This window comes from Nereida sp. NH-UV-3 (genome assembly GCF_042939535.1).
In the GTDB taxonomy this organism is placed as follows: domain Bacteria; phylum Pseudomonadota; class Alphaproteobacteria; order Rhodobacterales; family Rhodobacteraceae; genus Nereida; species Nereida ignava.
The window spans coordinates 1,243,794-1,260,595 of the sequence record NZ_CP132157.1 but is presented as its reverse complement, the minus strand read 5'-3'; the positions used below and the strand labels follow the sequence as shown (position 1 = coordinate 1,260,595).

At 53.5% G+C, this 16,802-nt stretch carries 19 protein-coding genes; 13 read left to right on the top strand and 6 right to left on the bottom strand.

The annotated features are described in order from the left end of the window. Window positions 1-127 precede the first annotated feature (127 nt). Window positions 128-1,087 carry an L-malyl-CoA/beta-methylmalyl-CoA lyase gene (locus NeNHUV3_RS06230; RefSeq protein ID WP_341246073.1) on the bottom strand — a complete coding sequence of 320 codons (960 nt, stop codon included), beginning with the start codon at window positions 1,085-1,087 and terminating at the stop codon, window positions 128-130. Between the two features lie 212 nt (window positions 1,088-1,299). Between NeNHUV3_RS06230 and dgcN the strand changes: the two genes are divergently transcribed. From dgcN to NeNHUV3_RS06215, 3 genes are read left to right on the top strand one after another with little or no spacing between them, the layout of a single operon-like run. After that, on the top strand, window positions 1,300-2,301 hold the full coding sequence (gene dgcN, locus NeNHUV3_RS06225; protein WP_391480411.1) for an N-acetyltransferase DgcN: 1,002 nt from the start codon (window positions 1,300-1,302) through the stop codon (window positions 2,299-2,301). After that, window positions 2,298-3,260, top strand: coding sequence for an N-acetyl-D-Glu racemase DgcA (gene dgcA, locus NeNHUV3_RS06220; RefSeq protein ID WP_391480409.1), 963 nt, complete (start codon window positions 2,298-2,300; stop codon window positions 3,258-3,260). Before dgcN ends, dgcA begins: the two co-directional genes overlap by 4 nt. A 20-nt stretch (window positions 3,261-3,280) precedes the next feature. Then, window positions 3,281-4,135 (top strand): D-amino-acid transaminase, encoded by an 855-nt coding sequence (locus tag NeNHUV3_RS06215; protein ID WP_391480408.1) that lies wholly within the window; start codon window positions 3,281-3,283, stop codon window positions 4,133-4,135. A gap of 76 nt (window positions 4,136-4,211) precedes the next feature. On the opposite strand, the gene NeNHUV3_RS06210 is transcribed toward NeNHUV3_RS06215, so the two are convergent. Further along, a complete protein-coding gene (locus tag NeNHUV3_RS06210; RefSeq protein WP_391483186.1) occupies window positions 4,212-4,505 on the bottom strand; it encodes a DUF1244 domain-containing protein in 294 nt (97 codons plus the stop codon). 46 nt (window positions 4,506-4,551) lie between these two features. After that, window positions 4,552-5,292 carry an N-formylglutamate amidohydrolase gene (locus NeNHUV3_RS06205; RefSeq protein WP_391480406.1) on the bottom strand — a complete coding sequence of 247 codons (741 nt, stop codon included), beginning with the start codon at window positions 5,290-5,292 and terminating at the stop codon, window positions 4,552-4,554. A 127-nt stretch (window positions 5,293-5,419) separates the two neighbouring features. Here NeNHUV3_RS06205 and pyk point away from each other — a divergent pair, with 127 nt between their 5' ends. From pyk to pheT, 6 genes are all read left to right on the top strand, one after another. Further along, complete coding sequence (pyk, locus tag NeNHUV3_RS06200) at window positions 5,420-6,868, top strand: pyruvate kinase (RefSeq protein WP_048598871.1); 1,449 nt, start codon at window positions 5,420-5,422, stop codon at window positions 6,866-6,868. Window positions 6,869-6,898: 30 nt separating this feature from the next. Beyond that, window positions 6,899-7,123, top strand: coding sequence for a hypothetical protein (locus NeNHUV3_RS06195; protein WP_391480405.1), 225 nt, complete (start codon window positions 6,899-6,901; stop codon window positions 7,121-7,123). Between the two features lie 121 nt (window positions 7,124-7,244). Beyond that, window positions 7,245-7,445 carry a 50S ribosomal protein L35 gene (gene rpmI / locus NeNHUV3_RS06190; protein ID WP_048598873.1) on the top strand — a complete coding sequence of 67 codons (201 nt, stop codon included), beginning with the start codon at window positions 7,245-7,247 and terminating at the stop codon, window positions 7,443-7,445. A 14-nt stretch (window positions 7,446-7,459) separates the two neighbouring features. Beyond that, entirely contained in the window at window positions 7,460-7,822 is a 363-nt protein-coding gene (gene rplT, locus NeNHUV3_RS06185) for a 50S ribosomal protein L20 (protein ID WP_048598874.1), read from the top strand. 215 nt (window positions 7,823-8,037) lie between these two features. Further along, window positions 8,038-9,111, top strand: a complete 1,074-nt coding sequence (gene pheS / locus NeNHUV3_RS06180; protein ID WP_391480403.1) for a phenylalanine--tRNA ligase subunit alpha — start codon at window positions 8,038-8,040, stop codon at window positions 9,109-9,111. After that, on the top strand, window positions 9,108-11,501 hold the full coding sequence (pheT, locus tag NeNHUV3_RS06175; RefSeq protein ID WP_391480401.1) for a phenylalanine--tRNA ligase subunit beta: 2,394 nt from the start codon (window positions 9,108-9,110) through the stop codon (window positions 11,499-11,501). The genes pheS and pheT overlap by 4 nt, the downstream gene beginning before the upstream one ends. Window positions 11,502-11,577: 76 nt before the next feature. On the opposite strand, the gene NeNHUV3_RS06170 is transcribed toward pheT, so the two are convergent. Next, window positions 11,578-12,279, bottom strand: coding sequence for a glutathione S-transferase family protein (locus NeNHUV3_RS06170; RefSeq protein WP_391480399.1), 702 nt, complete (start codon window positions 12,277-12,279; stop codon window positions 11,578-11,580). A 154-nt stretch (window positions 12,280-12,433) separates the two neighbouring features. Between NeNHUV3_RS06170 and mscL the strand changes: the two genes are divergently transcribed. Continuing rightward, window positions 12,434-12,847: a large conductance mechanosensitive channel protein MscL gene (gene mscL / locus NeNHUV3_RS06165; RefSeq protein ID WP_048598877.1), complete on the top strand. Its 414-nt coding sequence runs from the start codon at window positions 12,434-12,436 to the stop codon at window positions 12,845-12,847. A gap of 62 nt (window positions 12,848-12,909) precedes the next feature. Here mscL and ald read toward each other — a convergent pair whose 3' ends face one another. Next, the gene (gene ald, locus NeNHUV3_RS06160) at window positions 12,910-14,025 is read right to left on the bottom strand and encodes an alanine dehydrogenase (RefSeq protein ID WP_391480397.1); all 1,116 of its coding nucleotides are present in this window, start codon (window positions 14,023-14,025) and stop codon (window positions 12,910-12,912) included. Window positions 14,026-14,161: 136 nt separating this feature from the next. Here ald and NeNHUV3_RS06155 point away from each other — a divergent pair, with 136 nt between their 5' ends. Beyond that, the gene (locus NeNHUV3_RS06155; protein WP_334067322.1) at window positions 14,162-14,623 is read left to right on the top strand and encodes an Lrp/AsnC family transcriptional regulator; all 462 of its coding nucleotides are present in this window, start codon (window positions 14,162-14,164) and stop codon (window positions 14,621-14,623) included. Between the two features lie 135 nt (window positions 14,624-14,758). Here the strand turns inward: NeNHUV3_RS06155 and rpsU are convergent, their stop codons facing one another. Next, window positions 14,759-14,965, bottom strand: coding sequence for a 30S ribosomal protein S21 (rpsU, locus tag NeNHUV3_RS06150; RefSeq protein WP_048598879.1), 207 nt, complete (start codon window positions 14,963-14,965; stop codon window positions 14,759-14,761). A 111-nt stretch (window positions 14,966-15,076) separates the two neighbouring features. On the opposite strand from rpsU, the gene NeNHUV3_RS06145 reads away from it, so the two are divergent. Together NeNHUV3_RS06145 and NeNHUV3_RS06140 are read left to right on the top strand one after the other, a co-directional pair. Next, window positions 15,077-15,781, top strand: a complete 705-nt coding sequence (locus NeNHUV3_RS06145; protein ID WP_341246064.1) for a COQ9 family protein — start codon at window positions 15,077-15,079, stop codon at window positions 15,779-15,781. A gap of 31 nt (window positions 15,782-15,812) precedes the next feature. After that, window positions 15,813-16,787, top strand: coding sequence for an NAD(P)H-quinone oxidoreductase (locus tag NeNHUV3_RS06140; RefSeq protein WP_391483184.1), 975 nt, complete (start codon window positions 15,813-15,815; stop codon window positions 16,785-16,787). The last annotated feature ends 15 nt before the right edge of the window (window positions 16,788-16,802 follow it).

Genomic DNA, 16,802 nt, shown 5'->3' with positions numbered 1-16,802 from the left:
ATCTGCCTATTGCTTGGTTATATGGCGTCAAGGCGCGCATGATGCAACTGCGGATCAGAAAACAGCACAATAGAAACGGGGGCCATCGCGGCCCGCCGTTTAGGTTTTCTCAATGTCGTAGGCGCGCTTAAGCGCCGCTGATCATTTCGGATTGCTTTACGATGACTTCGGCCTGTTTGATCGAGGCGATATCGACCAGCCGACCTTTATAGACTGTGGCACCTTCACCGTTGGCTTTGGCTTGTTCCATCGCTGCCAGAATTTCGCGTGCTTCTGCGACTGCCTCGTCTGAGGGGGTGAATACTTGATTGGCCAATGCGATTTGCTTGGGGTGGATGGCCCATTTGCCAACCATACCCAAAGTTGCGCTGCGTTTGGCCTGTGCAACATAGCCCGCGTCATCGCTGAAATCGCCAAAGGGGCCGTCCACGGGCAGAACGCCGTGCGTGCGGCATGCCGCAACAATTGCTGCCTGCGCCCAGTGCCAAGGGTCTGACCAATGCTGTGTTTCGCCGCGCAACATGTAATAGTTTTCTTGGGTGCCGCCGATGCCAGTTGTTTGCATGCCCATGCTTGCCGCAAAATCAGCCGCGCCAAGGCTCATCGCTTCGAGACGGGGTGAGGCGGCAGCGATTTCTTCGACATGTGCAATGCCTGCCGCACTTTCGATGATGACTTCCAATGCGATCCGCTTACTGCGGCCTTTAGCGGCCTCCACTGCTGTGACAAGCGCATCAACTGCGTAGATATCAGCGGCGCAGCCAACTTTTGGGATCATGATTTGATCAAGGCGGTCGCCGGCTTGCTCAAGCAGATCAACTACATCGCGGTACCAATACGGGGTATCGAGTGAGTTAATTCGAACGCTCAGTGTCTTTGTGTTCCAGTCCACGTCATTGATCGCTTCGATAACGTTTTTGCGGGCAACATCTTTGTCCGTTGGGGCGACTGAGTCCTCAAGATCAAGGTTGATCACGTCTGCTGCAGAAGCCGCCATTTTTTCAAACAGCTTGGTGTTTGAGCCGGGTCCAAACAATTGGCAGCGGTTCGGGCGGGCGGCAGGGCTGGGTTGCAGGGTGAAAGACATATGTCGGCCTCGTGCGTAATGAAGTTGCGTATACTTATCTCAATTCGATACATTGTTGCCTGCGGGCCCGCAAGGACTGTTTTGCATGTGCAGCATTTTCACATTTTTGGGAATTCTTCGAATATTCTTGCGCATTAATGCGGAAATTCGTCGATTTAGGGAGAATATATTGCGCCAAACCGTGGATATGTGAAGAAAATGGAGATTCTAAAATGATTCAGACACCTTACCTTCTGTTCCTCGGCGATGCCCCTGATCAACTTGCAGCAAAAGTGGCGCGCGGCATTGCTGATTGGCGCCCTGAAAACTCGGTTGGTCAGTTCCGTATGGAAGGCTGCGGTGCGGATGTTGGCCTGCCTGACATGACACTTGAAGAAGGTTTGGCTGCTGGTGCGAAAACGCTCGTGATTGGTGTGGCCAACCGTGGCGGTGTGATTTCTGACGCGTGGAAAGAGATCCTCGTGAAAGCGCTGCAGCTTGGCTATGATATCGCGTCTGGCTTGCATAATTTGCTGCGTGACGAAGACGAGTTGATGGCCGCCGCCCGCGTGAATGGCCGCACGTTGTTTGACGTACGTATCCCGTCTGTTGCTTACCCGATTGCTAATGGCAAAAAGCGCACAGGTAAGCGTTGTCTGGCTGTTGGCACAGATTGCTCTGTGGGCAAGATGTACACTGGTCTGTGCATGGATGCGGAAATGCGCAAGCGTGGCATGAAGTCGACGTTCCGCCCCACAGGTCAGACGGGTATTCTGATTACAGGTGGTGGCGTGCCGCTTGATGCTGTGGTTGCTGATTTCATGGCCGGCTCTGTTGAGTACCTGACACCTGACAATGATGCAGATCACTGGGATCACATTGAAGGGCAGGGCAGCTTGTTCCACGTTTCTTATTCTGGCGTGACGATGGCCTTGATCCACGGTGGTCAGCCTGATGCGATTGTGTTGGCCCATGAACCAACACGCGATCACATGCGCGGCTTGCCCGAGTATCAGCAGCCCACCCTTGAGGAGCTACGCGACATGGCGTTGCCACTGGCCCGCGTTGCCAACCCTGCGTGTCAGGTCATCGGCGTGTCTGTGAACACCCAGCACATGGGCGAAGACGAAGCCAAAGCTTATCTTGCTGACATTGAAAACCGCATGGGTTTGCCAGCCACTGATCCTTACCGTTTTGGTGCTGAAAAGCTGGTCGATGCGCTGGAAGCGCTATGATCGAAGTCCACGCTGATACGTTCAAGTTAGCGCAGGTCTTTACCATTAGCCGCGGTTCAAGGACCGCGGCCGAAGTGCTTACGGTCAAGGTGACGCGCAATGGTGTTACCGGTTGGGGCGAATGTGTGCCCTATGCCCGTTATGATGAAACGCTGCAGTCGGTGACTGATCAGATCAACAGCCTTCCCGCAGACATTGACCGTGCTGCGCTGCAGTCAGCGCTACCTGCCGGTGCTGCGCGGAACGCGGTTGATTGTGCGTTATGGGACCTTGAGGCAAAGACAAAAGGCGTGCGGGTTTGGGACTTGATCGGCGTCGCCGCGCCTAAGCCCGAGATTACGGCCTATACGCTGTCGCTTGATACACCGGAAAATATGCGTGCACAGGCTGCCAAAAATGCCACGCGCCCGCTTTTGAAGATCAAACTTGGGACACCTGATGACATGCCGCGTCTTGAAGCGGTGCGCGCCGGTGCGCCTGATACGCCGATCATCATTGATGCTAACGAGGGCTGGTCTGCCGAGGTGTATTCAGAGCTTGCGCCGCATTTGATCCGTCTGGGCGTAAAGATGGTTGAACAGCCACTTCCCGCAGGTGCCGATGACATGTTGGGCGAGATTGACCGCCCGTTGCCGGTGTGTGCGGATGAGGCCTGCCATGACCGTGCCAGCTTGCCAAAGTTGGTTGGCAAATACGATATGGTGAACATCAAGCTGGATAAAACCGGTGGTTTAACCGAGGCGCTAGCCCTGAACGCCGCAGCGCGTGAGGCAGGCTTTCAAGTGATGGTTGGCTGCATGGTTGGATCGTCACTTGCGATGGCTCCTGCGACAATTGTTGCCCAAGGTGCAGAGTTCACAGACCTTGACGGGCCGCTTTTGTTGGCGGAAGACCGCGATACACCATTGTTATTCGATGCGGCGGGCGTGCACGCTCCTGCAGCACCCCTCTGGGGCTAAGGAAAAAGAGAGAGACTGATATGACACGCACTGTATATGTGAACGGCCAATATCTGCCGGAAAACGAAGCTACTGTTTCGATCTTTGATCGCGGCTTCTTGTTTGCTGATGGGGTCTATGAGGTCACTTCTGTCATTGGCGGCAAGCTGCTTGATTTTGACGGCCACGCTGTGCGTCTTGAGCGGTCACTGAACGAGCTTGAGATGGCGCATCCGGTCACCAAAGACGAGCTGCTGGAAATTCACCGCCAATTGGTTGAGCGCAACGAGATCACAGATGGTCTGGTATACCTTCAGATTACACGCGGTGCGGCCGATCGCGATTTTGCCTATCCAAAAGACGCAGAGCCAACCATTGTTTTGTTCACGCAAAACAAGCCCGGCTTGGCGCAAAGCCCTGTTGCTGACAAAGGCATGAAAGTGATCTCAATCGAGGATCAACGCTGGGGCCGTCGTGACATCAAGACTGTTCAGCTTCTTTATCCTTCAATGGGTAAAATGGCTGCAAAAGCGCAGGGTGCTGATGATGCATGGATGGTCCAAGATGGTTTCGTAACCGAAGGCACATCAAACAACGCGTATATTATCAAAGACAACGTTCTGATTACGCGTCATTTGGGAAATGAAATTCTTCATGGGATTACACGCAAAGCGGTGCTTGAGTTCGCGCGCGTTGCACAAATCACCGTCGAGGAACGTTCATTTACGATGGAAGAAGCCAAGGCTGCGGACGAAGCGTTCATTACGTCTGCGACCACTTTCGTAATGCCCGTGGTGCAAATTGATGACACACCAATCGGGTCGGGTCAGCCAGGTCCATTGACCAAGCGCCTTCGTGAGATTTACCTCGAAGAAAGCATCAAAGCCGCAATCTAATGCGCCTCTAAATATATTGGAAAAAGGCAGGCCCAGCGTGGCCTGCCTTTTTTTAGTTACAAATTGATTGTCGCGCTCAGCCGTGGCTGTCTTTGAATGCCTCTTTGGCGGCATCGCTAGCGTCTGTTTGGTATTTTTCTTTCCACTCCGAGAAGGGCATGCCGTAGAAGCTTGCACGCGCCTCGTCCTTGCTGAGCTCAATGCCTTTCTCTGCAGCAGCTTCTTGGTACCAGCGGCTCAGGCAGTTGCGGCAAAAACCGGCCAAATTCATCATATCGATGTTTTGAACGTCTTTGTGATCTTCCATCAGGTGTTTCTGAAGGCGGCGAAACGCGGCTGCTTCAAGTTCGATTTGTGTCTGTGCGTCCATCATTGAGATCCTTTTCGGAAGGGGGGCTTCGTAGCTAGGGTTTGTTTCAGACTTGGGCATCTGAAAGAGCGGCTTCAAGAATTGGGGCTAAGCGTTTCGCCCATTCTTTTTGCTGTGCATCGGTTTCAATCAAGTCATTGCGAATTTCGATCAGCACGTTAGGGCGACCGTGCTGAAGTGCATGAGTATCAATTGCATCACCGCGTAAATGTCCTGCGTATGGCTCGTTATCGCCAACACACAGGCCAGCGTTTCGCAAATGGGTGAGCGTGGGTGCGGACAGGCGCGTGTCGCTTGCATAGAGTACACCAACCTCCCACGGGCGTTTTGGCCTGCCGTTAAGTTGCGGTGTGAAACTGTGAATGGCGCAGATCACCGTATCCTCGCGCCGCGCTGCTAGTTCTGCATATTTGGCGTGGTAGGGGGTATAGCACAGCTCCATCCGCTCGGCTGTATTGGCATCGCGGTTTGCTGGGATCAATGTGCCGTCATAAAGTTTCATCACCAACGTTGGATCATCTGCGCCACGATTTGGATCAATTACCAGCCGCGAAAAGTCGGACCATATCACTGGGCTATCAAGATATTCCCCAAGTGCGCGGCTGACCCCAAGTGCGCCGATATCATATGCGATGTGGCGTTCCATATCTGCGGGCGCCAAGCCTAACGTACCGCCCTCAATGAACGGTGGGATTTGATTGGTTGCGTGATCGCAGGTAACAAGCCAGCGTCCTGGGCGCGTTGCACCTTCGGAATGAACGGGGCTGTAGGGGGTTGATTGTGACATGCGTGTGAAACTCCTTGGCAACCCTCATACGGCAGTTGTGATAGTTTGGGAATTGGGTCATATAGACCTCAACTGATAGCGGTAACAGGTCAAGACGGCCACCGCGCGCCGAACGAAGGATAACGATATGCGACGTATGCGAAACGTAAAAATTGTAGCGACCCTTGGGCCTGCATCGAATGACTATGAAATGATCCGCAAGCTGCACGAGGCGGGCGCAGATGTGTTCCGCTTGAACATGAGCCACGGCGATCATGATGAAATCCGCGCACGCCACGAGATCATTCGTCAGGTTGAAAAAGACCTCGATAGCCCGATTGCGATTCTGGCTGATCTTCAGGGGCCAAAGTTGCGTGTCGGAACGTTTGCTAATCCAGAAGGCGAAGACCTTGTCGAGGGCGCTCAGTTCCGTCTTGATCTTGACGAGGCTGAGGGTGACGCAAAACGCGTCCGCCTGCCGCACCCAGAGATTTTTGAAGCGCTGCAAGCTGGTGCGCATTTGCTGGTCAATGACGGTAAAATTAAGCTTCGCGTTGATGCGTGTGGCAAAGACTTTGCTGACTGCACCGTGCTTGCGGGCGGCGTGATTTCGAACCGCAAAGGCGTGAACGTACCCGATGTGGTGTTGCCGCTGAAGGCGTTGTCGGAAAAAGACCGCGCTGATCTTGAGTTTGTTTGCCAGCTTGGTGTGGATTGGCTTGCGCTGTCTTTCGTTCAGCGCCCCGAGGATGTGTACGAGGCGCGCGCGCTGGCCAACGGTCGTGCAGCTGTGTTGTCGAAGATTGAAAAACCTGCGGCAGTGCAGGCGTTTGATGAAATTCTGCGCGTCAGTGACGGCATCATGGTGGCCCGTGGTGATTTGGGTGTTGAACTGCCTGTCCAAAACGTACCGCCAATTCAAAAACAGTTGGTGCGGAAATGTCGTGCAGCGGCCAAGCCGGTTATTGTTGCAACTCAGATGCTTGAGTCGATGATCGAAAGCCCGATGCCCACGCGCGCCGAGGTTAGTGATGTCGCAACGGCAATTTATGAAGGTACTGATGCGATCATGCTGTCAGCGGAATCTGCGGCGGGTAACTTCCCGATCGAAGCGGTGACCACCATGAATAACGTGGCCGTCGAGGTCGAAAATGATCCGACTTACACAGACATTATTGAGAACACACGCTCTGCTAAACGCACTACTGTGGCTGATGGTATTGTTGCGGCGGCCCGTGAAATTGCAGAGACGACCGATGTGAAGGCGATCTGTTGTTTTACGCAATCCGGCACCACAGCGCTTTTGACCGCCCGTGAACGCCCGCGCGTGCCGATCATCGCATTGACATCGCAGCGTGAAACAGCGCGGCGTTTGTCGCTTTCATGGGGGACGAACTGCACAATGACGCCGGATGTTGAGCGTTTCAAAATGGCGGTGGTTGCTGCTGCGCGCGCGGCGCGCAAACTGGGTATGGCAACTGAAACGGACCAGATCGTTGTCACCGCAGGCGTGCCTTTCAACCAAGCAGGTACAACCAACATCCTGCGCGTCGCCCCATGTGAAGAAAGGTTGATTTTCCGCACTGACCCTGAATGATACCAAGTGTATTTATTTAAGGGGTAGGGTGTGCAAGCCGACTTTTATTTTGTGCTGGGACTGGTGTTTGCGGTTCTGGCAGTTCCGTCGATATTTTCCGCTTATGCAGAAGGGCGCAGCCCGCGCCTTTCTGCTCTTCTTGTTCTGATTTCGGGCGGTCTGTTGGCCTATGCAGTTACCACAAAGCCAGGTGGCTACGAAGTGGCGGAAATTCCGTCTGTGGTGATCGCGGTGATTGGTCAGCTTCTTCCCTAGTTTGCAGGACTTTTGTCTTGCACTTTTTGCCGCCGCAGCCTAATGCAGCGGTTCCACCGACGACAGCGGGCTCATTGGCATGCCTGAGTCGTTTTGAAAACTCTACGATTAGGAGATGAAAATGCCTAAGATGAAGACCAAGTCGAGCTGCAAAAAGCGGTTCAAGGTCACGGCTAAAGGCCGTGTCAAAGCAGGTCAGGCCGGCAAACGCCACGGTATGATCAAACGTACAAACAAATTCCTCCGCGATGCTCGCGGGACCACAACGCTCTCGGCACCTGATGAGAAAATCATCAAGTCGATGATGCCCTATTCGCGCTAAGGAGGTCCTGATCAATGGCACGCGTTAAAGGTGGGACCACAACCCACGCCCGTCACAAAAAAGTCACTGATGCAGCGAAAGGCTACTATGGCCGTCGCAAGAATACCTTCAAGGTAGCGCGTCAAGCAGTCGACAAAGCTAACCAATATGCAACACGCGACCGTAAGAACCGTAAGCGCCAATTCCGCGCGCTTTGGATCCAACGGATTAACGCTGCAGTTCGTTTGAACGATGAAGCGCTGACATACAGCAAGTTCATCAACGGTCTGTCCCTTGCGGGTATCGAAGTGGATCGTAAAGTTCTGGCCGATCTGGCCGTGAATGAACCACAAGCGTTTACAGCCATCGTTGAAAAAGCGAAGGCGGCGCTCGCATAAATCACTCCCTTTGGGATTGAGCATTTTAAAGCCGTGCGCCTTTTGGGCGTGCGGCTTTTCTCATTCTAAAGCGGACGGCTGACGTGATTGCGCCCCTTTATCTTCACAGGCGCAAAAGCGACATGGTGGCTTAATCTGCTCTACGCGGTTGAAACGAAACTCTTACGCCGCTAACGAATTGAAAACGACGCAACGCATTGCAAACGGAGTATCTCTTGACCGATCTACGTACCAAATACCTTAGCCTGATCGCGGAGGCGCAGGATGCTGCGGTTCTCGAAGATCTGCGTGTGCAAGCCGTTGGCAAAAAAGGCGAAATCAGCCTTCAGATGCGTGAATTGGGTAAAATGACACCGGAGCAGCGGCAAGAAGCTGGTCCGATGCTGAACGCACTGAAAAACGAAATCAATTCTGCGCTGGCTGCCAAAAAAGAAGCACTTGAAGACGCGGTTCTGAATGAACGTTTGCGTACCGAGTGGCTGGACGTGACATTGCCGTCGCGTGGACGTCCTGCGGGTACGTTGCACCCGATCAGTCAGGTCTGGGAAGAAGTCACAGCCATCTTTGCCGACATGGGCTTTTCCGTTGCAGAAGGCCCCCAGATCGAGAGCGATTGGTACAACTTTGATGCGCTCAATATCCCGGGCCACCACCCTGCGCGCGCCGAGATGGACACTTTTTATACCCACCGTGCCGAGGGCGATGATCGCCTGCCGCATGTGTTGCGTACTCATACCAGCCCTGTGCAAATTCGTAGCATGGAGGCCAATGGCGCGCCGATCCGCGTAATTTGCCCGGGTCGTGTTTACCGCGCTGATTATGACCAAACCCATACGCCCATGTTCCACCAAGTCGAAGGTTTGGCGCTTGATAAGAACATCTCAATGGCCAACCTAAAGTGGGTGCTTGAAGAGTTCGTGAAGGCATTCTTTGAGGTCGACGACGTTGAGCTTCGGTTCCGCGCGTCCCACTTCCCGTTCACAGAGCCATCCGCAGAAGTGGACATTCGCTGCTCATGGGAGGGTGGCACGCTTAAAGTGGGTGAGGGTGATGATTGGCTCGAAATCCTTGGTTCAGGCATGGTGCACCCCAAGGTAATCGCTGCGGGCGGCATCGATCCGGATGTGTACCAAGGCTTTGCGTTTGGTGTTGGTATCGACCGCATCGCGATGCTGAAATACGGCATTCCAGATCTGCGTGCGTTCTTTGACAGTGATCTGCGCTGGTTGCGTCACTACGGATTTGCATCGCTCGATCAACCAAATCTTGCAGGAGGGCTGACACGATGAAGTTCACTCTGTCATGGCTGAAATCGCACCTTCAAACTGACGCGTCTGTTGATGAGATTGCAGATGCGCTGACCGATCTTGGTCTTGAGGTTGAGGGTATTGAGAACCCGATCGAAAAGCTACGCCCCTTTACCATTGGCTACGTTAACTCTGCGGTGAAGCACCCGGATGCAGACAAACTGCGTGTGTGTCAGGTGCAAACCGATGAGGGTGAAAAGCAGATCATTTGTGGTGCGCCAAATGCGCGCGAAGGCATTACCGTAGTCGTGGCTAAACCCGGCGTCTACGTGCCTGGCATTGATACCACTATCGGCGTTGGCAAAATCCGTGGCATCGAAAGCTTCGGTATGATGGCGTCCGAGCGTGAGATGGAACTGTCAGACGAGCACGATGGTATCATTGAATTGCCATCCGGTGAAATTGGCCAGAGTTTTGCGGATTATCTTGCTGAGCATGATCCAGCCAAAGTGGATCCGGTCATCGAAATTGCGATCACACCAAACCGTCCGGACGCATTGGGCGTACGCGGTATTGCGCGTGATTTGGCGGCGCGCGGTCTTGGCACGTTGAAGGCCCGCGATGTCACTGCCGTTCCAGAAAATGGTGCAAGCGCGATTGGTGTGAGTATCGATGATGATACGCTAGATGGGTGCCCCGTGTTTTGTGGTCGCTTGATTAAAGGCGTCAAAAACGGTCCTTCCCCGCAATGGCTACAAGATCAGCTGCGTGCGATTGGCCTGCGCCCGATCAGTTTCTTGGTCGATGTGACAAACTGGTTTACGTACGATCTGAACCGCCCGCTGCACGTTTTTGATGCTGATAAAGTCGCGGGAAATTTGCGGGTTCACCGCGCTATAGGCGGTGAAGAAATCGTTGCCCTTGATGATAAGAGCTACACGCTTTCTGCTGGTCAAATGGCAATTTCCGATGACAACGGTGTGCAAAGCATCGCCGGTATCATGGGCGGGCTTGAGACAGGCTGTACGGATGAAACCGTTAACGTCTTTGTCGAAAGCGCTTACTGGAACCCCGTACAAATCGCCTACGCGGGCCGTGCGCTTAAAATCAATTCTGATGCGCGCTACCGGTTCGAGCGCGGCATTGATCCTGCCTTTACCCCCGAAGGTCTTGAGCACGCTGTACGCATGATCGTTGATCATGCAGGCGGTGAGGCGAGCGAAGTTGTAACCGCGGGTGCTGTGCCTGACACGGCGCGTGCCTATAAGCTGGACACTGATCGTGTGGTGTCTCTTGTTGGGATGGAAATTCCAGCGCAGACACAGCGTCAAACCCTAACTGATCTGGGATTTGTGTTGGACGGCGATCAAGCCAATGTGCCGTCATGGCGTCCTGACGTTCAGGGTGAGGCGGATCTGGTTGAGGAAGTTGCGCGGATTGCGTCGCTGACAAAGCTTGTCGGCAAGCCACTTCCGCGTATGGCTGGCATTGCAAAGCCTGTACTGACACCTATGCAAAAGCGTCTGACTACAGCGCGCCGCACGACCGCCGCTTTGGGGTACAACGAGGCCGTTACCTATAGCTTCATCGACCAAAAGGCGGCTGAGCTTTTTGGTGGTGGTACGGATGCGACAATGCTTGCTAACCCGATCAGTTCTGAAATGAGCCACATGCGTCCTAACTTGCTACCTGGTCTTCTGCAGGCTGCAGCGCGCAACCAAGCACGTGGGTTTATGGACGTAAGCCTTTTTGAGGCGGGACCTGCGTGGCATGGCGGTGAGCCGGGCGAGCAGCACGATCAGGTGGCCGGTATTCTTATTGGGCGAACAGGTCCAAAGGATGTCCACGGTGAAATGCGCCCTGTCGATGTTTATGACGTAAAAGCGGATATTGAGGCGGTTCTGGCCTCTATGGGGGCTCCGGCCAAAGTGCAAATCATGCGCGGTGGCTCTGATTGGTGGCACCCTGGGCGGCATGGCCAAATCTGTCTTGGTCCAAAGAAAGTGCTTGGCGTTTTTGGTGAGCTACACCCCAAAATTCTAGCGGCGATGGGCATTAAGGGTCCGGCGATGGCCTTCACGATTTTCCCCGCTGAAATCCCGCTTCCGCGTAAATCATCTGCCACGCGTCCTGCTTTGAAGGCGACAGATTTGCAGGCTGTTGAACGCGATTTCGCGTTTGTCGTGGATGCGGATGTTGAGGCGTTGACCTTGGTAAACGCGGCAGCGGGTGCTGACAAAGCACTGATTTCCGATGTGCGCGTCTTTGACGAGTTTATCGGCGGCAGCCTTGGTGATGGGCGCAAAAGCCTTGCGATCACTGTCCGCTTACAGCCGAGCGATGCCACGTTAACTGAAAAAGATATTGAAGCCGTGGGCGCCAAGATTATCGAAAAAGTTAACAAAGCAACAGGTGGTGAGCTGCGCGGTTAAAACTGCTTTCCCAAGACATTGAAAGGCCGCCCTGAATGATTTCAGAGCGGCCTTTTTTGTTTGTAAGAGCTCGCGTTTACGCAGGTTCGCGTGGCGGAACGATAAGGCCGCGCTGAACCGAGTCACGGGCTAGAAACCGATCTAGATATGCTGAAACATTCTTGAAGCCATCAAAACCTAGCAGTTCTTTGGTGCCGTAAAAATCAAGTGCCCGAAGCCAAGGCGCAATCGCCATATCGGCAATTGAGTAATCACCAGCTACCCAATCGCGTCCCTCAAGGTGCCCGTCCAAGACAGTTAACAAACGCTTACTTTCATCTAGATAGCGTTGCTTGGGGCGTGGGTCTTCAATCTCAGAGCCCGCGAATTTGTGGAAAAAACCCATCTGCCCAAACATCGGGCCAAGGCCACCCATTTGCCACATAAGCCACGTCATCACTTCTGCGCGCTCAGCGGCGTTCGTTCCGATAAACTGTCCCGTCTTATCCGCAAGATACACTAAGATTGCGCCGCTTTCGAACATTCCAATCGGGCCATCAGGGGCGGTTGGGTCGATAATGGCTGGAATTTTGTTGTTAGGATTTAAAGACAAAAACTCGGGACTGCGCACATCTGCATCGGCCAAAGTCACTGTGTGCGCCTCGTATGGGATGCCCATTTCTTCCAGCGCGATCGACACTTTAACGCCGTTTGGTGTTGGAAACGAATAAAGCTGCAACACACTTGGGTCTTTGGCGGGCCATTTCTCATTAATCTTGAAATCATCTGGAAACGTCATGGCGTGATCCTTTCATCGCATTAACCTATTTTGAACATAGGCGCTAACTCTGCGGAAAAAAGGAATAGTATTGTGTTCATCACGCGTTAACACTGTGCGTAGGCGCGCCAAGTAGTGATTGCGGCGTGTGTATAAGTAACGAGGGAACCAAAATATGTTAAAAGAATTCAAAGACTTCATCGCCAAGGGCAACGTCATGGATATGGCTGTTGGCATCATCATTGGTGCGGCCTTTACGGCCATTGTTGGCAGTCTTGTGTCAGATTTGATCAATCCAATTATCAGCTTGTTTATGGGCGGCGTTGATTTCAGCGGCATGTACGCGTTGCTCGGTGAAGGCGAGTACGCGTCCATGGCTGAGGCGGAAGAGGCAGGTGCGGCGGTCTTCGCTTATGGTCGTTTCATCATGGCGATCATCAATTTTCTAATCATCGCTTTTGTCGTGTTCATGCTGGTTAAATCTGTAAACTCGATGAAAAAGAAAGAAGCACCAGCAGCTCCTCCTGCGCCCAAAGGGCCGACCCAAGAAGAGCTGCTGATGGAAATTCGTGACGCGTTGAAAAAGTGAGTTGATTACGCGCTATCATGTAGCGTGGGGAGGGCCCGCCGGCTTATTGGCGGGCCTTTCGCTTACTTCAGGATGACAGATGTTGACGTGACATCAATGCCAAGGGCCTTGCCCACAGCAAAATAGGTTAGCTTGCCGTCATGTACATTTAGCCCGTTTGCAAGGTGCGGATCATCAATGCAGGCCTGCTTCCACCCCTTGTCCGCAAGGGCCAACATGAAGGGCATTGTCGCGTTACCAAGGGCAATGGTCGACGTGCGCGCAACAGCGCCCGGCATGTTCGCAACGCAATAGTGCATGATCCCATCCACATCATAGATCGGGTCTTGGTGTGTGGTGGCTTTGGACGTTTCAAAACATCCACCTTGGTCAATGGCCACATCCACAAGGGCCGCCCCTGGCTTCATCTCAGAAAGCTGCGCACGGCTGACCAGTTTGGGAGCAGCCGCACCGGGAATTAGGACTGCACCAATGACCATGTCCGCTTGTTGTACTAATTCTGCCGTGTTGCCCGCACTGGCATAGCCGTTTTTGAAGCTGCCGCCAAAGACGTCATCCAAATAACGCAAACGAGGTAGAGAACGGTCCAGAACGGTCACATCTGCGCCCATTCCAGCGGCAATTTTTGCCGCATGTGTGCCAACGACACCGCCGCCAATGACAACTACTTTTGCAGGGCCAACGCCAGGTACGCCGCCCATAAGCACACCGCGCCCGCCGTTTGCTTTTTGCAGTGTCCATGCACCTACTTGCGGGGCCAAGCGGCCTGCGACTTCGGACATTGGGGCCAGCAAAGGGAGGCCGCCACGGTCATCTGTTACCGTTTCGTACGCGATGCAGGTCGCGCCGGACGCCAGCAAATCTTTGGTCTGCTCGGGGTCGGGCGCAAGGTGCAAGTAGGTGAACAGCAACTGTCCTTCACGCAGCATTTTGCGCTCTGCGGCTTGGGGCTCTTTCACTTTGACGATCATGTCGGCAGTGGCAAAAACCTCTGCGGCGGTGTCCAGCATGGTAGCACCCGCTGTTTCGTAATCGCTGTCGGCAAAGCCAGCGCCAAGGCCTGCGCCTTTTTCGATGACAACGCTATGACCGCGCAAGACCGCTTCGGCGGCGGCATTGGGGGTCATCCCAACGCGGAACTCTTGTGGCTTAATTTCTTTTGGACACCCTAGTTTCATGATGTTCCCTCCTGTTAACGATCTGAAGGGACGTTCGCCTAGAATACGCGCATTTTCTCACTTAATTGACTGGTTTATATAGCGCTTAAAGCAAGAATATTCTACTTATCTCAAATTACTGCGGAGGATATTCGAATTGACGCCACTTGATGACACCGATTGCCGTATTCTTAAGGTGCTACAGAAGTCTGGGCGCATGTCCAATGCTGAATTGTCTGATGCGGTGAACCTGTCAGCATCTGCGTGCCATAGGCGTGTGCAACGCTTAGAGAATGACGGCTTTATTCGCAATTATGTAGCGATGGTTGATCCCCGAAAAATCGGTTTGCCGACGACTGTTTTCGTCGAGATTACTCTGTCGACCCAAGCAGATGAGGTGCTTGACGCCTTCGAAAAGGCTGTGGCGCGTATTCCCAATGTTCTTGAGTGTCATTTGATGGCCGGTAGTGCGGATTACCTGCTTAAGGTCGTGGCGTCTGATACGGATGATTTTGCAGCCATTCACCGTCGCTACCTTGCGCGTTTGCCGGGTGTGCAAACCATGCAATCAAGTTTTGCGCTACGCACAGTCTTCAAAACAACTGCGCTTCCCGTTTAATTTGTTTGCGGAATGAGGGCCGTGGTCCTTTTGGGCTGTGTCATCGCACGCACGCTATGGAAATCACCTAAAATAAAACCCCCGCAAACTGCTTTGCGAGGGCTTAATTCTTTTGCGTTGCGTGTTGAGCAGCTCTTAGAGCATACCTTCGCGCTGTGCTTTCTTACGCGCCAATTTACGGGCACGACGGATAGCTTCATCATTCTCGCGCGCTTTTTTCACGGAAGGTTTTTCGAAATGTTGCTTTAGCTTCATTTCACGAAAAACACCTTCACGCTGGAGCTTCTTTTTCAAAGCTCGGAGGGCTTGTTCAACATTGTTGTCGCGAACACTAACCTGCATGTGGTTTTCACCACCTTTCTAGTTTGAAGTTGCATGGAATTGCAGGAAGTGGCCGTATAGCAACCGGCGCCCTATGTGTCTAGTATACCCCTATTGAGAAGGAGAAGCCTGATGCCTGCCGCCCCTTATGACATTGCAAAGCAAGAACTTCTTGAAGCTGCATTGATGCATGTTGCTTTTGATGGGTGGTCCGATGCCACTTTCAAAGCGGCTGTGCGCGATTCGGGCATGGACATTGGTTTGGCCAAATCTGTGTGTCCACGCGGTGCGATTGATCTGGCGATTGCGTTTCACAAACGCGGTGACGAGGCGATGATCGCAGCCGTCAAAGCAGCAGATCTGACTGAGATGAAGTTCCGCCAGAAAGTCGCGTTTGCGCTGCGCACCCGCTTTGAATTGATTATGGATAAAGAGGCGGTACAGCGGGGCACGACCCTTTTTGCATTGCCACATCTGGCCGCTGATGGTGCCAAGTTGATTTGGGGTACTGCAGATGCGATTTGGACTGTGTTGGGTGATACCTCTGAGGACGTAAATTGGTATACAAAGCGGGCGACCTTGTCCGGTGTTTATGCCTCGACGGTTTTGTATTGGCTGGGTGATGACAGCACCGACACGCAGGCCACGTGGGATTTCATCGATCGTCGCATTGAAAACGTGATGCAGTTCGAAAAAGTCAAAGCGCAGGTGAACTCAAACCCTGCTCTGTCCAAGCTTATGGCGGGACCGAACTGGTTGATGAGTCAAATCAAAGCGCCAACACAATTCGCCCCGCCTACCGATTTGCCGGGTATGTGGCGTGGCGATCAAAGCTAAGCCACAGACAGAACGAATGGATCCGCGGATGATGAAGGCAGTTGAGATTACCCAAGCGGGCGGCCCAGAAGTGTTGCAGCTATGCGAGCGTCCTGTGCCGCGCGCGGGACACGGTGAGGTAGTGATCAAAGTTGCCTATGCGGGGGTAAACCGGCCTGATGCGCTGCAGCGTGCGGGGTCTTATGCGCCACCAAAAGGTGCTAGCGATCTGCCGGGACTTGAAGCGTCTGGCGAGGTTGTTGAGGTTGGTGCCGGCGTTGTATGGCCTGCCGTTGGTGAGTTGGTCTGCGCGTTGTTGCCCGGTGGTGGTTATGCGGAATTTGTGGCGACACCCGCGGCGCATTGCCTGCCCGTTCCTGTCGGCATTGAGTTAATGCAGGCGGCCTGTCTGCCCGAAAACTACTTTACCGTTTGGTCCAATATGTTCATGCGCGGCGGGCTTAAGGCGGGTGAGCGGGTGCTTATTCATGGTGGGTCAAGTGGCATTGGTACGACGGCCATTCAGCTTGCCAATGCCGCGGGTGCGCGGGTTTTTGCAACTGCTGGAACGGCAGAAAAATGCGCCGTGTGCGAAGGTCTTGGGGCCGAGCGGGCGATCAATTACCGGGACGAAGACTTCGTGGCCATCCTTAAAGAAAACGGCCGCGCCGATATGATCCTTGATATGGTTGGTGGTGATTACATCCCGCGCAATATCAGTGCCTTGGCAGATGATGGGCGGCTTATTCAGATTGCCTTTTTACAGGGCCCAAAAGTGGCTTTGAACTTCGCTCACGTGATGATGCGGCGGCTGTCGATCACGGGATCAACGCTGCGCCCACAGTCTGATTTGGCTAAAGCGCGGATCGCAACAGAGCTGCGTGATACAGTGTGGCCCATACTTGAAGCAGGCCGTGTGAAAGTGGTGATGGACAGCGAGTACGCCCTTACAGACGCGGCCAAGGCCCACGCACGTATGGAAAGCAGCGAACACATTGGTAAAATAGTTCTAAAAGTGAGTGGCTAGGCCAGCCTTTTGGGT

What these genes read in the sequence shown, in the direction of transcription:
- NeNHUV3_RS06205 (WP_391480406.1), bottom strand. Translation starts at nt 5,292, where the DNA reads ATGTCACAATCAACCCCCTACAGCCCCGTTCATTCCGAAGGTGCAACG.
- rpmI (WP_048598873.1), top strand. Translation starts at nt 7,245, where the DNA reads ATGCCTAAGATGAAGACCAAGTCGAGCTGCAAAAAGCGGTTCAAGGTC.
- NeNHUV3_RS06170 (WP_391480399.1), bottom strand. Translation starts at nt 12,279, where the DNA reads ATGACGTTTCCAGATGATTTCAAGATTAATGAGAAATGGCCCGCCAAA.
- NeNHUV3_RS06230 (WP_341246073.1), bottom strand. Translation starts at nt 1,087, where the DNA reads ATGTCTTTCACCCTGCAACCCAGCCCTGCCGCCCGCCCGAACCGCTGC.
- pheT (WP_391480401.1), top strand. Translation starts at nt 9,108, where the DNA reads ATGAAGTTCACTCTGTCATGGCTGAAATCGCACCTTCAAACTGACGCG.
- dgcN (WP_391480411.1), top strand. Translation starts at nt 1,300, where the DNA reads ATGATTCAGACACCTTACCTTCTGTTCCTCGGCGATGCCCCTGATCAA.
- NeNHUV3_RS06140 (WP_391483184.1), top strand. Translation starts at nt 15,813, where the DNA reads ATGAAGGCAGTTGAGATTACCCAAGCGGGCGGCCCAGAAGTGTTGCAG.
- NeNHUV3_RS06210 (WP_391483186.1), bottom strand. Translation starts at nt 4,505, where the DNA reads ATGGACGCACAGACACAAATCGAACTTGAAGCAGCCGCGTTTCGCCGC.
- pyk (WP_048598871.1), top strand. Translation starts at nt 5,420, where the DNA reads ATGCGACGTATGCGAAACGTAAAAATTGTAGCGACCCTTGGGCCTGCA.
- rpsU (WP_048598879.1), bottom strand. Translation starts at nt 14,965, where the DNA reads ATGCAGGTTAGTGTTCGCGACAACAATGTTGAACAAGCCCTCCGAGCT.
- ald (WP_391480397.1), bottom strand. Translation starts at nt 14,025, where the DNA reads ATGAAACTAGGGTGTCCAAAAGAAATTAAGCCACAAGAGTTCCGCGTT.
- rplT (WP_048598874.1), top strand. Translation starts at nt 7,460, where the DNA reads ATGGCACGCGTTAAAGGTGGGACCACAACCCACGCCCGTCACAAAAAA.
- NeNHUV3_RS06145 (WP_341246064.1), top strand. Translation starts at nt 15,077, where the DNA reads ATGCCTGCCGCCCCTTATGACATTGCAAAGCAAGAACTTCTTGAAGCT.
- dgcA (WP_391480409.1), top strand. Translation starts at nt 2,298, where the DNA reads ATGATCGAAGTCCACGCTGATACGTTCAAGTTAGCGCAGGTCTTTACC.
- mscL (WP_048598877.1), top strand. Translation starts at nt 12,434, where the DNA reads ATGTTAAAAGAATTCAAAGACTTCATCGCCAAGGGCAACGTCATGGAT.
- NeNHUV3_RS06215 (WP_391480408.1), top strand. Translation starts at nt 3,281, where the DNA reads ATGACACGCACTGTATATGTGAACGGCCAATATCTGCCGGAAAACGAA.